We start from the raw sequence: 13,264 nt of genomic DNA on the forward strand, positions 1-13,264 counted from the left end.
TGTGCATACTTCAAGGAAAACAAAAGCTTTCTTGGAAACAATGCAAGGCAGATTTTTATTTGTATTCACTCCAAAGCATGGGTCATGGCTTAACATGATAGAAGGTTTCTTTGGCAAAATGACACGCCAGATGCTACGTGGAATAAGGGTAGGCACTAAACAAGAACTTGTTGATCGCATTTATCTATACTTTGAGGAGATAAATCAATCTCCGGTGGTGCATCATTGGAAATACAAAATGGATGAAATCGATGCAGCAGAGGATATAGCAAAAACGGTCTAGTTAATTTTTGCACGGACTACTATTGCCTGCTTGTTTTTTTCTAATTCACTTAGGCTCATATAATCCTCCCTCAACTTTTCTTTCAAACAGCCAGATTATTTGCTAAAAAGCTTGCAAAAATAACGTTAGCAATATCTAACTATTTATGTTAGAATATGCTAACCAATAGTTCAATAATGTTGATTGATAATATTTATCAAATAAATTTTTAAGAATACGAAAGGAATCAAACAAAATGTCAAATATAATTGCAGCGGTAGTAATCCTGGCTATCATAGGCTTTGCTCTCAGAGGCTCAATAAAACATTTCAAGGGAGAAGGAGGATGCTGCGGCGGTGGAAGCTCTGTCGTAAAGGAACCCGATAAAAAGCTGGAAAATCCTGTTATTGGCAAAGTGACCCTAAAAGTGGAAGGAATGCACTGTGAAAATTGCAGAAACAGAGTAAAACGCGTCATCAACAGTATTGACGGCGCGTCTTGCAAAGTAAATTTGAAAAAAGGTATTGTAGATATCGAATTTGACAGAAATATTGATACTGATGTTTTTGTAAATGCTATCGAAAACCTGGATTTTAAGGTTGTCTTATGACCTTTCCATTTGAAATTCTTATAATCCCCCGCCTTTGCGATAAGGTCAGCTGCAAGTCCCGTAATGATTATCAGCGGTGCGCCGAGAAATCCCATTCCTGTCACAAACATAATGATTGCTATAAGAACTAACATGATGGTGATCATTCCAAACTTCTCGATTTTACTGTAAAAAAGCATCATGGGAATTGCGCCTGCAAGCGGAAGCAGCACTACGTAAGATGCAACGATGTATGGGTGAATGTATCCAAGCATTCCACATGCAAACTCAACCACAAACCATATTGCTGTAAAAATTCCAACTGTAATAAAATCTTTTGCTGTTAATTTCTTTGTTTCCTTTTTTTCCTCCAATAAACTTTATTCTAAGTAACCCCCTCATCCGGCACTTCGTGCCACCTTCCCCCAGAGGGGGAAGGCATGATTTTCTAAAAAATCACGCTATCTTCCAGCTAACAGCCTGTTTTCTTCCACTGACAAAGTTCTTATAAATTCCATCCTGCTCCATCAGCTCATCATGCTTACCCTGCTGAACAATTTTGCCTTTATCAATTACAACTATCTGGTCAGCATGTCTTACTGTCTTAAGCCTGTGGGCTATCATGATAATGGTCTTTTCCTTAGTCAGGTTCTCAATGGCCTGCGTGATTTCTTTTTCATTTTCGGGATCAACATTGGCTGTAGCCTCATCAAGGATGATAATCGGTGCATCCTTCATGATTGCGCGGGCGATTGCAATTCTTTGCTTTTCGCCACCTGAAAGAGTTGCACCGCCTTCTCCAACAACTGTCTCGTATCCATCAGGAAGTCCCATGATAAAATCATGACAACAGGCCTTTTTAGCAGCTGCTATGACATCATCCATCGATGCTTCAGGTCGTCCAAAGCGGATGTTGTTAGCAATAGTATCTTCAAATAAGTAAACCCTCTGAAATACAAAGCTGAAATTCTCCATTAGGGAATCAAAACTGTAGTCCCTTACATCTCTTCCACCAAGTGTTACTTTTCCTGACTTTACATCCCAGAATCTGGCAATAAGAGATGTGATTGTTGTCTTTCCGCCGCCTGAGGGACCAACAATCGCGGTAGTAGTATTCTCTTTTATATCAAGCGTCACATCGTCAATGATTGTCCGGTTTTCATAGGCAAAGCTGACATGCTCAAGATGAATATCTTTATTTGCTGGGCGAATATCCTCGCCATTTATATCCATTTGTTCTATCTCAAGTATTTCGTTTACAAGGTCTACTCCTCTGCCAATGATTTTCAAAAGTGCTGTATATATTCCTGCCATATCCAGAGCTTCAAATACCATAAATGAGCACAGAAGCATGGTTATTGTATAAGTAAGCTCCATGGTGCCTGTAAGATAAAAGTAGACAGACGCTCCCGCTATTACGACGCCGATAAGCTTACATATAAGCATCTGGACGCCGACTGCCGGTATTGCTGCAACTTCTGCGCCTATATCAGCTTTTGTCTTCCTTTCAATAGCCTTGGATAATCTGGTACTGTTCTGGGAAATGATGTTGTAATTTCGTATCTCGGCTATGCCCTGGATAAACTCCAAAACCACGCCAACCATGTCCTTATCCGATTCAAGCTTCTCGCCAGCAACCTTTTCAACACTATAGTTTGTGTACTTGTTGAACAGGAAGAAAATAAATATTCCGATTACTGAAATAATGCCTATTCTCACATCAAATATGAACATTCCTATTCCGATTACAATAGTTGTAATGCTTCCCTGAAGAACCATCATAATCGCGCGGGTTGCGATATCCCCGGTCTGCTCAAGTGTATTGGTTGTTACGGAAGTGATATGTCCAAGGCTGGTATCGTTAAAATAACCCATAGGAAGGTATCTTAAATGCTGACCTATTTCTATTCTTTTGGCGCAACAGGTATTGTAACCGGCCTCTGTCTGAAGCATTTGGGAAAATCTGTTTACTACCATTTTTCCGATGGTACTGACAAGCATAAATCCCATGACAGTAATAAATGTATTAGCATCAATGCTTCTGTTTACAACTGCGCTTATTGCGAAGAAAGCAGCAGGAATCTTCATTGCTCCGAACATAGCATCAAGAACACCCAGTGCGACTGATTTATAGAACTTGGTTCTATCCTCCTTGCTACAGAAATCAAAGAACTTGCGAAGCATATCAAGCATTTGCAGCCTCCTTTCCGACATCAGAGTCGTCCCCGTTTTCCGTTAAATCATTATCCTTTGCCATTGTATGTGCTTCCCACATCTTTCTATAGAGAATTGAGCTTCCAAGCAGCTCTGTGTGGATACCTGATGCCTCAATATTTCCATCATTTATTACGAAAATCTTATCCGCATCTTTTATAGTTGAAAGCCTGTGGGCAATAACAATCAGGGTCTTTCCCTGCACGAGTTTTGCCACACTTTCCTGAACAAGTGCTTCATTTTCAGTATCTGTATAAGCTGTTGCTTCATCAAGAATAACTACAGGCGCATTTTTCAGCATCGCTCTTGCTATGCATATTCGCTGTCTCTCACCTCCTGACAGATGTCCGCCGGCTCCGCCAACAACTGTGTCATAGCCATTCTCAAGGCCAAGGATGAAGTTGTGACATCCTGATGCTTTTGCTGCATTTATGACTTCTTCATCTGTGGCGCCTTTTTTACCCAGTCTGATGTTTTCCATTATGGTCATGTCAAAGAGATAGTTATCCTGCGCAACATAGGCAATCTGACCTGTATAGTAATCAAGGGGCAGCTCCCTGATATCTACGCCTCCGTATGTGATACTTCCCTCATCAACGTCCCAAAGAGAATCGATAAGTCTTGCAATTGTACTCTTTCCTGAGCCGGAGGGGCCTACAAAAGCATTGACCTCACCCTGCTTTATCTCCATGTCAATTCCGTGAAGAATTTCCTTGTCTTTATATGAAAACTTCACACCCTTAAGCTCAATATCAGAGCCTACAGGCTTCTTTGAAAGCGTAGCAGGTCTTACCATGTCCTTCCTCTCGATAATCTCTGTAACTTCGCCAAAGATAGTCTTCATCTTCATGATGTCATCCATATATGAAAAGGCTATAACAAGCGGTGAAATCAGTCCTGCTGATAAGATTACGCAGGTAATGAAATTTTCGGGAGTAAGGCTTCCGCCTTTAACAAGAATAAGTCCCACCGGCAGAACTCCAAGAAATGTAGCAGGCATAAACGAAATGCTTCCGGCCTGCCACCAGATACATTTCCGCATCCATTTTATGAAGCAGTCAGCGCCTTCTTTAGCTGCGACCACGAATTTCTCGTATGAGCTTCCGGTTTTCCCAAAGGCTTTTATGACCTCTATACCATTTATATACTCAACTGCTGTATCGTTCAGATACTTGGTCTTTTGCACTGTAACTTCAAATTCACCCTGGCTCTTTGCCATCATGACAGCTGCAAATCCCACACCGATAATTGCCGGAATAAGATTGGATAGCCCAACTCTCCAGTCAAGGGTTAAAAGATATATGAACATAACTATTGGTAATAGGATATTTGAAGTGAACTCCGGAACAATATGAGCAAGTGTGGTCTCCATTGAGTCTACACGCTCAACAATGATGTTTTTATAGCTTCCACTGTTATCATCGAGAACTGATCCAAGCGGAATTGTAGATAGCTTTTTGCAAAGCTGTTTTCTGATGCCACCAAGCACGTTGAAGGTGGCCACATGAGAAAGCGTTGTCGATACCGAATGAAGTGTTACTCTTAGTATCCAACATACTCCCATTAAAATGACTGCCTTCAGATAATAGTTAAAATCCCTATTACCTGCCAAAAGCTCCCGCACCATATCTGCAATAATGAGATATGGAACAAAGGACGCTGCCACTCCAAGAATAGCAAGTATCACGCTACCCAGGTAAAAACTCTTTTTCCTCCCGGCAAACTCTAAAACCCAGGAGAATGTACTTCTTTTTTTCATAAGTTCCTCCTTCTTTGATGTGTTTTTATGTGTTTTAAAAACCAAGAAATTTTCTCCATCCTTCTTTGAAAAAGGATGTTAAGGTTTCGGCATGGTGAATTGCCTCATCATAAGAAAAATCATGGTCAACCATCTCAAGCATTGCTGTATACTGTGCGCTCAAAAGCAGATGCATCTCTTTCTCATCCACTTGGTTGATATGCATTCCGCTATTTTGAAGTTCCTTCATAAATGAAAGTGTCGCCACCTGAATCTTCGTAACTACTTCATGCAGATAATTCTCGTATTTAGTCCCTTTGCTTCTGAAAAAAAGCAGTTTTTGTGTATCGAAATCTTTGTAGATCATATCCACGATAAACTTTGACTGTTCAGTGTCTTGCCACATGGCATCAAGTCCATGCTCTCGTGCGGTACCGGTCTGCCTTACCTCTTCGGTTTGGCACATCGCATCCCAGGCGCTTACTGCAGGTTCTACAATCGCATCAAAGATCTCTTCCTTATTGGCATAATGACGATATAGAGCCGTTGCTGTTATTCCCACTTTAGCTGCAATTTTCCTCATGGAGGCTTCCTGAAAGCCCTTTTCCATGAATTCTGCTTTTGCAATGGTTATTATTTCTGATTTTGTATTCATATTTTCCTTATGATGTTAACGCTGTTAACTTGTTAGTTACAGCTAACATTGTATGAGCTATGCATGCGTCAGTCAACGGTTTTCCTGGATTTTTGAGTGATAAAATTTCTCAAAAATAGAGAGTGCTCTAGCGAGCACTCTCTATGTAGTCATATCCATAAATTCATCTATTGCTTTAAGCACAGGCTCCGCATATTCTTTCCCACCAAATAGCCACTGCTCGTGCTGCATGTCAAATTCCCTGATATCAGGATCGTGGAAATATTTTCTATAGCGTTTTAGGTACTTCTCTCCCATCTTATTTGCATAGATAAAATGTGCTTTTGTGTGTTCTACATATATATCATCTTCAAGGTGTGTCAAAAGGTCTGTGTAATACTCGTTCTTAATGGACTGCGGATTGAACTTGGAAAAGCAGTCCATAAATTTCTCAGCATTCTCATCATCCATTTCAAAGATTTTTTTGAGCTTTTCCTTTGATTTATTTCTTTTTTTCTCACTACCTGTAAAGCTTGTAAGCAGCGGCACAACTAGCATAGACTGGAGCTTTGCAGATACCGGCCCGCTCTGATCAAGGTCCGGACTGCCAAAGATTGCATGGTCTATGTGCACGTTCTTTCTCATAACAAGCTGACCAACAAAACTTGAGCCAAGAGAAGAACCGATAGCCCCATCAATCCTTCCGGAATGGTGCTCCGTTATATACTTCTCAATTTTCTCAGTTACTGTAATCATGTCCGGAAATATCTCATCGCTTCCGTCGAATCCATCGTAGTTCACACATATTAAGTGATATTTCTCGGAGAGATCCGGTATGACTGTTCCAAAATTTGTCTGCCAGTCGCAGCATGTCCCAGGCAGTAACATAAGTGTCTTCCCGGACATATTCCCCATTTCTTCAAATTGCATTTTTCATACTCTCCCAATTTTTATTTTCTGCACTGAAATACCGCAATACTCTCCACATTTGAAACATTGACCTCGCTGTACATTCCCTTAAGTCCGGAAATGTTTTCCACACCGGCATTGAAAGAACACCGGTGCCCACCGGAACCTCAAGCAGTTTCCCTGAAAAGTCAGCAGGGATCATCTCAAAAGCTCTTGCCTGGTATTCCAGCGCATCCTCTCTGTCCATGTTCCACACAAGCTTTGTAACTAACCTGCCCATAAAGGTACTGCAGGTCATCATCCCATCATAAAAGCTATGTGCTTTTCCAAGACTCTTATACGCACTTTTTATCTCGGATTTTCTATCTGACATGTCTTCCTCCTCCAAATTTACATCAGATATCCGTTTGTATCCTTCTAAAGGTCTGTCCGAATGCTTTGGAAACCAAGGATGAGTACTGCACCAATAATACGAAAAATGAGGATCCATGGCTCATACAAAATTCCTGTCTTGAAGGCATAGCTAAACAAGATAATTCCTGTAATATTGACCACGGCAATTCCATAGATTATATATGGTCCAACTCCAAATAATGGGAGTTTCTGCCCTTCCTTCATGTAGTTCTTTAGCATTTTCTTATCACCTTGTCATGCTTTACCACTTAAATACTGCAAGTCTGTTGTTGATGTTCTTGCCAACGATAGCAAAGAGCTTTCCGCGTATTGAGTACTTCTTCATTTCCTCATTATAACTCGTCTCAGACACAAGGCTCATCCTTGGTTCAAGGTCAAGATATTCGCGTCCTGACTTTGTTCCCCACCCGAAAGTTGCATTGGTATGCTTCACAGCATCGTGATGGCTACCATTCTTTTCAAGGAACGGTGAATGAAGCTCTGCAAGGAGGTATCCGTGTTCAAAGCTGTCGCAGAGCATATTGATGCATGTCTTCACCTGATCCTTGGAGAAATACTCTAGAACACCTTCCATCACAACGATGGTCATATCATGCTTAGGAAGTCGCCTTGTCCATTCTCCGTCAAGTGCACTGCCATCAAGCATTGTGCATCTGTCCCTGTCAGAGTACACCTTACGCCTCTTCTCTATCTGATCCGGAAGATCCACATCAAACCATGTGATCCTGCCATTGTCCACCTGGGAAAACTTGTCATCAAAACCGCATCCAAGATTAATGCAGAGTGCATCCGGATACTGAGCGATAAGCCGTTTCAACTCATTTCTGTAAAGTATTGTCCTGGCAACTACGCCCTCATGAGATAAAAAGGGATCGTATTTACTAACATCAACACCAAGCGTATCAATGATCTCCTTTGCCTTAAGATCAATTATCCTGGCATTAGATCTTGCTGTCTCACTTGCCTTTATTGCAAGCGGAATAAGCGCTGTTTCCTGTACATCACCAAAAGTCAGTTCCATAGTTAAATCCTCCTCTCATAATGTTAGCCATTGCTAACCCTAAATCATAACACTCTCTTTTTCTACTGTCTATAGCACGTGTTCCCCTTTATTTCTTCAGCCTCAAGTAAAAATCACACTTATCAGCGCCTCTGCCCAAAGTCCCTGTCCTGATGAATTCAAGTCCCGGAAGATTACCATATACTCTGTCATCATTTCCGCAGAATATCTTTGTGAGCTCAGGACATCCCAGCTCCGTAAAATATCTCCTGTATGGGCATTCCGTTACATCCATCCTGTACTCGCCCTTTTTATTGGGATAAAAAACATTTTGAAAACCGCAGGAAGGTCCAAATATCTTTTTGGTCAAGGGATCCCACATTTTTACGAATAGGCCCCTCATTACCGGAACTCTCATTAGTCTTGCCAGTTTAGTCTGAATACCAGCGCAGCCAGTAATAGCGGCGTCCTCGATTACCTTATAAGCTGCATCCGCGCCTATTACTGGCTTTATTGTCAAATAGATGGCTGAGGAAGGAAAGATTCTGCTATCGGTATGGGTATGCACTCCCTTGGGCAATGACTCGTACTTTTCAAGAAACTCCGAAAGCTTAATAGTGGCATCCGTCCAGAGCTTATCACTTTGGTCCATGGTGAAAACTTTATCCATCTCCGCCTTTATGAAGCCTTTCTTTTGCATTATCTCCTCTGCTCTACCTGACATCTTCCATTTCCTCTCTCAATTAAAATGCCTTATCACTGATTCATTCTTATTCATACTTCATGATAACACTTATTGTTAGTTATTGCTAACTTTTCTCAAAAAGCCCCAATGCTATGACAGCCTGTAAATTTCATCACAGCAACAATCAATAAACTCTTCATCGTGGCTTACTACAATGACTATCTTTCCTTTATCTCTCAGCTTTTTTAAAAAATCCGCACATAATAGCATATTTTTATAGTCAAGGCCGCTTGTAGGCTCATCGAAAAGAAGAATCTCCTTATCCATCATAAGGCTTACAGCTATGGCAATCCTGCCATCCGTAACAGGATAAAAGCCTGCCAGAAGCTGCGCTATTGTGGATTTTCCACTACCTGATGGCCCAACCAGTGCTGTAACTGTTCCGGGTGGTATTTCCAGATTTATATCATGTAAAACCTGTCCATCCTCTTTTTTATATGTAAAATTAACATGTTCAAACGAAATTCCTGTCTGCTTTATGTCATTTGCAATACTATTTATATGCTTCTCTTTGTATGCCGAACCAGCATTCAGTAATTCAGCTATGGCAGATACTCCCTCAAGCTCCTTTTGCCTTTTTAATATCTCTATCTTTTCTTCGGCAGTCATATAGTCCTTGTATTCATGAACCAATATCACTTGAGGATCTTTATCAGCTACTTCCTTACGCGCGAGTGCGCATCCATAGCGGAGCGTTTTTTATATATTAGGAAATCCGGAGGAATTTCCTAATATACTAAAAATCCGGATGCTAACCACCAATAATGATAGCATCCGGTCTTATCTTATTAGAAAATTGTAAATTTGAAATCACATAGATCATCACCACGACCTATCGTTTTCTTGCGCCCCCACTTAAGGTTATCTGAGATGTTTCCAAATGAAACATCATCTGAATCGCAAAATACGGTTACAATTTCAGAATTTCTTCATTGCTTCATACACTGCAATTGCAGGCAAAATATACTCAAAGCATTCCTCTTTCAGAACCGGATTATCATCTTTATGTTCTTCCTTAAGTTCAGCAAGTCTGATTTCAACACTTTTTATAAACCTGGCTTTTTCCGGGAAGTTATCTTCCAGAATTAACTTCAACTCGGAAAAATGCGGATTTTTGTACAGTTCTTCCATTATTTTTTTACATGGAATGCATCCATTCCCGGATAAACAGCGCTGTCGCCAAGCTGCTCTTCGATTCTGAGAAGCTGATTATACTTTGCCACACGCTCAGAACGACTTGGTGCGCCTGTCTTAATCTGGCAGGTATTAAGGGCAACAGCCAGATCTGCAATAGTAGTATCTGCTGTCTCTCCTGAGCGGTGCGAAGAAATTGCAGTATATCCTGCGTTGTGTGCCATCTTGATAGCTTCAAGCGTTTCGGATACGGAACCAATCTGGTTGAGCTTGATAAGAATTGAGTTACCGGCTCCAAGAGAAATTCCCTTACTAAGGCGCTCTGTATTTGTAACAAAAAGGTCATCACCCACAAGCTGTACCTTGTTACCGATCTTTGCTGTCATTCTCTGCCAGCCTTCCCAATCCTCTTCATCAAGTCCGTCCTCGATTGAAATGATGGGATATTTATCTACAAGGCTCTCCCAATGAGCAATCAGCTCATCTGAAGTAAATTCTTTTCCGGACTTGGGTTGCTTGTAGAAGCCCTTTCCTTTTTCGCTCTTCCACTCAGAGGCAGCTGCATCCATTGCAATCATGAAGTCTTTACCGGGTTCGAAGCCTGCCGCTTTAATTGCCTCAAGTATTTTCTCAATAGCTTCCTCGTCACTCTTTAGCTGGTTAGGTGCAAAGCCTCCCTCATCGCCTACCGCAGTCACATCGCCCATATCCTTGATGAGCTTCTTGAGGTTATGGAATACCTCTGCACACCAACGAAGAGCCTCTTTGAAGGAAGGTGCTCCAACAGGCATGATCATGAATTCCTGTGTATCTACGGCACTGTCTGCATGTGCGCCGCCATTAAGGATATTCATCATTGGAACAGGAAGTCTGTTACCGGATACACCGCCCAGGAATCTGTATAACGGAATGCCAAGTGCCAGAGAAGCTGCCCTTGCAGTAGCTATAGAAACAGCAAGAATCGCATTTGCGCCAAGCTTTGATTTATCTTTCGTGCCATCTGCTTTTATCATTGCTGCGTCTACCGCATAAGTATCTGAAGCATCCAGTCCAACAATGGCATCGTTTATTACAGTATTGATATTCTCTACTGCCTTTGTAACACCCTTACCCAGATATCTTGATTTGTCACCATCACGAAGCTCCAGTGCCTCAAACTCTCCGGTTGATGCTCCACTGGGTGCTGTTCCTGTTGCTACAGTACCATCTGCAAGAGTAACCTCCGCCTCAACAGTAGGATTTCCTCTCGAATCCAGAATCTCTCTTCCTATAACCTTCTCAATTGTTGTAAAGTTGCCCCTTTACTCCACGTTTTTAAGCGCTTCGTTCATTGGAATGCGCCCTATTTTCCTATATTCCAATACAGCAACAATCACATAGGTTAGTATTCCCAGCAGGAACATCTTCACATAAGCTGACGGATCAAGCCATATAATCATCCAACCACTCATCATCTTTTTTAGCATAACCCTGAATATTCCCACCATTACATAGGACAAAATCGGGTATGAAATCAATAACGAAAATACTACCACAGTGGCTGTAGGTATTATGTACAGAGCAGCAACTTCTTTTCTTGAATATCCCAGAATCTTTGCCATGGAGATTGACTGCACATTCCTCTCTATGATCAGCTTCGACAAAAGATATATGAGCACAATGAACATGATTACGGAAAAAGCATCTACCATATACATGATGCTCCCCATTGAAATCATAAGCTGTCTCGATACTCTGGTAAGCGACTCTTCGTCAACAGTTGTACCAATATACTTACTATCAATATCCGTTATCTCCGTTTCTGAAAAGAATCCGGAAAAGAACTCCTCATCCATCCCCATCACATCATTTAAATGCTTCTGGCTCATAAATACTGCGATTCCACCATCATAATCATAGGTTCCCGTAACCTTGAAACCATAATATTTATCTTCGTAAGGTTCCTTAAGAGTTATTACATCACCCTTTTTCAGCCCGAATTTATCTGCATATAGCGAAGACACCAAAACAGTTTTGTCATCAAAATCGGCATGAATATATTTGCTGTCTTTTTTTACTCCGTATAAGGTTATATCCTCAATCCTGGTTCCATCCTGTCCTATGGACTTAAGGCTGCACGCTGAAAATTTCTCCGCCGTTCTGTTATTTGTGTTTATCTTGTGCTTTAAGGTAGTATATGTAAATGCTGCTGAAAGCTCATCCTTCGTATCTATAGCTCCGGCTGGAATCTGTAGCAGATATATATGCTTCGCAAGCATGGTCTCTGTTACTATCCCCTGATAATGCACAAGAAGCGGGGGAAGCATCATTCCGAAAAATAGAAGCATGTTTGCAAACAATAGTCCGATAAACAGGATGATATAGCTGCTCTTATTCTGAATCAGTATTCGGATTCGGAAACGGTCAAAAAATCTTATGTGTTTATTTAAAGCAACGGCTGATTTTTGCTTTTTCCCGGACAAATCACGCTTTATCAGCTTAAGTGGACTTAGTGCCAGCTTTTTTTTCAGAATAAAATAGGTTATTACAAGCATTATGACCATAGGAATTATGGTTGTTTTTATAAAAGCTTCAGCACTCCATACCGTGACATAAGTCGGGAGTGAGTAGCTTCCATAGTACATTTCCACACAAATATCCTTGAAAAAGGTATATCCCATGATATTGCCGAAAATAGCTGCAATAATGGTAACAATAAGCGGCATGGCCATATAGTGCCTTATAAGCTCATTTATCGTATATCCTGATGCCCGAAGAGTGCCTATAACAGTGGCTTCTTTATGTATGGTGTTGTTTATCGTCACTCCGAAAACAAAAGCCACAATGATGATAATGATATACAGGAGGACCTCTACCATGGCCTTGTCACTCCCAAGATCTTCACCGGTAAAAGTAATAGATTGGTTTAAATATCCGGGAATGAAATTCTCAAGTGTAACCTTCCTTGCAATGGATTCCATAAGTTCATCGGATACTTCCTTCTCAGCTTCTTCGCCGACAGGCTTCTTATCATATAGCCACGCATAATTATAGTGGAGCTCGTTTTCATCATACTCATCAAACTGTTCTCTCGCTACAACCGCAACTCCAAACGCAGATGAGTCGAACATCATATCATTATTGCTGTAAAAAAGCGCGCTGTAGTCAGATAATGCCACAAGTCCGACTATCTTATATTCTTTTTCACCGGAAACAAGTGTATTTCCTACACTCAGGTTATTATTGTCTGCATACATTCTGTCTATGGCTATTTCCAAAGACTTTTGCGGAAGACTCCCTTCCATTACGCAGACCTTGTCAATCTCCTCTCTGTTGGCAAATATCCTTAGCTTCGTGTTGTTATCGAATTCTTTCTCCACATAGAAATTCTCGAATACTCTTACTCCTTTTTTCTCTATTGACTCCTTCTTACCGGGCGTAAGTTTATCTTCAGTCCTAAAGTTCCCATCCTCTATATTGTATTTTTCAAAGCTCTCATTATAAGCCTTGATCATGCTCTCTCCGGCAACCAAAAAGCCTGATACAAAGCCTATGGAAAGTACAAGCAAAATAAAAATAACTATGTATTTTCCCATATCACCTGTCAGTTCCTTCAGGAGCCTCTTATTTAACGGATTTCTCATAT

General features: G+C 41.0%; 15 protein-coding genes and 1 pseudogene. 2 read left to right on the top strand and 14 right to left on the bottom strand.

Translation table 11 applies throughout. The features are described 5' to 3' along the window. Window positions 1-283: transposase (locus G602_RS26515; protein ID WP_044932056.1), on the top strand; the 283-nt coding region annotated here is incomplete at its 5' end. A gap of 235 nt (window positions 284-518) precedes the next feature. Beyond that, window positions 519-872: a heavy-metal-associated domain-containing protein gene (locus G602_RS29880; RefSeq protein WP_081676006.1), complete on the top strand. Its 354-nt coding sequence runs from the start codon at window positions 519-521 to the stop codon at window positions 870-872. 17 nt (window positions 873-889) lie between these two features. Here G602_RS29880 and G602_RS32225 read toward each other — a convergent pair. The 14 genes and pseudogenes from G602_RS32225 to G602_RS0113040 all read right to left on the bottom strand — a co-directional run. After that, window positions 890-1,225 (bottom strand): annotated as a pseudogene (locus G602_RS32225) (MptD family putative ECF transporter S component); the annotation flags it as partial. 82 nt (window positions 1,226-1,307) lie between these two features. Beyond that, a complete protein-coding gene (locus tag G602_RS0112990) occupies window positions 1,308-3,044 on the bottom strand; it encodes an ABC transporter ATP-binding protein (protein WP_026659413.1) in 1,737 nt (578 codons plus the stop codon). Continuing rightward, window positions 3,037-4,824: an ABC transporter ATP-binding protein gene (locus G602_RS0112995; RefSeq protein ID WP_026659414.1), complete on the bottom strand. Its 1,788-nt coding sequence runs from the start codon at window positions 4,822-4,824 to the stop codon at window positions 3,037-3,039. The genes G602_RS0112990 and G602_RS0112995 overlap by 8 nt, the downstream gene beginning before the upstream one ends. Before the next feature lie 34 nt (window positions 4,825-4,858). After that, window positions 4,859-5,458: a TetR/AcrR family transcriptional regulator gene (locus G602_RS0113000; RefSeq protein ID WP_044932057.1), complete on the bottom strand. Its 600-nt coding sequence runs from the start codon at window positions 5,456-5,458 to the stop codon at window positions 4,859-4,861. A gap of 141 nt (window positions 5,459-5,599) precedes the next feature. Next, the gene (locus G602_RS0113005; protein ID WP_044932058.1) at window positions 5,600-6,367 is read right to left on the bottom strand and encodes an alpha/beta fold hydrolase; all 768 of its coding nucleotides are present in this window, start codon (window positions 6,365-6,367) and stop codon (window positions 5,600-5,602) included. Further along, complete coding sequence (locus G602_RS26525) at window positions 6,357-6,719, bottom strand: hypothetical protein (protein WP_049945216.1); 363 nt, start codon at window positions 6,717-6,719, stop codon at window positions 6,357-6,359. Before G602_RS26525 ends, G602_RS0113005 begins: the two co-directional genes overlap by 11 nt. A 44-nt stretch (window positions 6,720-6,763) precedes the next feature. Continuing rightward, on the bottom strand, window positions 6,764-6,979 hold the full coding sequence (locus G602_RS26530) for a hypothetical protein (protein WP_044932060.1): 216 nt from the start codon (window positions 6,977-6,979) through the stop codon (window positions 6,764-6,766). A 22-nt stretch (window positions 6,980-7,001) separates the two neighbouring features. After that, entirely contained in the window at window positions 7,002-7,781 is a 780-nt protein-coding gene (locus G602_RS0113015; RefSeq protein WP_026659418.1) for a class I SAM-dependent methyltransferase, read from the bottom strand. A gap of 88 nt (window positions 7,782-7,869) precedes the next feature. Continuing rightward, on the bottom strand, window positions 7,870-8,484 hold the full coding sequence (locus tag G602_RS0113020) for an L-2-amino-thiazoline-4-carboxylic acid hydrolase (RefSeq protein ID WP_026659419.1): 615 nt from the start codon (window positions 8,482-8,484) through the stop codon (window positions 7,870-7,872). Window positions 8,485-8,595: 111 nt separating this feature from the next. Continuing rightward, entirely contained in the window at window positions 8,596-9,114 is a 519-nt protein-coding gene (locus G602_RS32230; protein WP_081676007.1) for an ATP-binding cassette domain-containing protein, read from the bottom strand. A 179-nt stretch (window positions 9,115-9,293) separates the two neighbouring features. Next, entirely contained in the window at window positions 9,294-9,422 is a 129-nt protein-coding gene (locus G602_RS32235) for an L-2-amino-thiazoline-4-carboxylic acid hydrolase (protein WP_081676008.1), read from the bottom strand. A gap of 1 nt (window position 9,423) precedes the next feature. Next, window positions 9,424-9,636, bottom strand: coding sequence for a hypothetical protein (locus G602_RS0113030; RefSeq protein ID WP_026659421.1), 213 nt, complete (start codon window positions 9,634-9,636; stop codon window positions 9,424-9,426). After that, a complete protein-coding gene (eno, locus tag G602_RS0113035; protein ID WP_026659422.1) occupies window positions 9,636-10,922 on the bottom strand; it encodes a phosphopyruvate hydratase in 1,287 nt (428 codons plus the stop codon). The genes G602_RS0113030 and eno overlap by 1 nt, the downstream gene beginning before the upstream one ends. Before the next feature lie 18 nt (window positions 10,923-10,940). Beyond that, complete coding sequence (locus G602_RS0113040) at window positions 10,941-13,262, bottom strand: ABC transporter permease (RefSeq protein ID WP_026659424.1); 2,322 nt, start codon at window positions 13,260-13,262, stop codon at window positions 10,941-10,943. Window positions 13,263-13,264 lie beyond the last annotated feature (2 nt).

Origin of the sequence: Butyrivibrio sp. AC2005 (assembly GCF_000424145.1) — a bacterium.
In the GTDB taxonomy this organism is placed as follows: Bacteria; Bacillota; Clostridia; order Lachnospirales; family Lachnospiraceae; genus Butyrivibrio.

Coding starts and splice junctions, on each gene's coding strand:
- G602_RS0113040 (WP_026659424.1), bottom strand. CDS start 13,262: ATGAGAAATCCGTTAAATAAGAGGCTCCTGAAGGAACTGACAGGTGAT.
- G602_RS0113005 (WP_044932058.1), bottom strand. CDS start 6,367: ATGCAATTTGAAGAAATGGGGAATATGTCCGGGAAGACACTTATGTTA.
- G602_RS0113020 (WP_026659419.1), bottom strand. CDS start 8,484: ATGTCAGGTAGAGCAGAGGAGATAATGCAAAAGAAAGGCTTCATAAAG.
- G602_RS0113015 (WP_026659418.1), bottom strand. CDS start 7,781: ATGGAACTGACTTTTGGTGATGTACAGGAAACAGCGCTTATTCCGCTT.
- G602_RS26530 (WP_044932060.1), bottom strand. CDS start 6,979: ATGCTAAAGAACTACATGAAGGAAGGGCAGAAACTCCCATTATTTGGA.
- G602_RS26525 (WP_049945216.1), bottom strand. CDS start 6,719: ATGTCAGATAGAAAATCCGAGATAAAAAGTGCGTATAAGAGTCTTGGA.
- G602_RS29880 (WP_081676006.1), top strand. CDS start 519: ATGTCAAATATAATTGCAGCGGTAGTAATCCTGGCTATCATAGGCTTT.
- G602_RS0112990 (WP_026659413.1), bottom strand. CDS start 3,044: ATGCTTGATATGCTTCGCAAGTTCTTTGATTTCTGTAGCAAGGAGGAT.
- G602_RS0113030 (WP_026659421.1), bottom strand. CDS start 9,636: ATGGAAGAACTGTACAAAAATCCGCATTTTTCCGAGTTGAAGTTAATT.
- G602_RS32230 (WP_081676007.1), bottom strand. CDS start 9,114: ATGACTGCCGAAGAAAAGATAGAGATATTAAAAAGGCAAAAGGAGCTT.
- G602_RS0113000 (WP_044932057.1), bottom strand. CDS start 5,458: ATGAATACAAAATCAGAAATAATAACCATTGCAAAAGCAGAATTCATG.
- G602_RS0112995 (WP_026659414.1), bottom strand. CDS start 4,824: ATGAAAAAAAGAAGTACATTCTCCTGGGTTTTAGAGTTTGCCGGGAGG.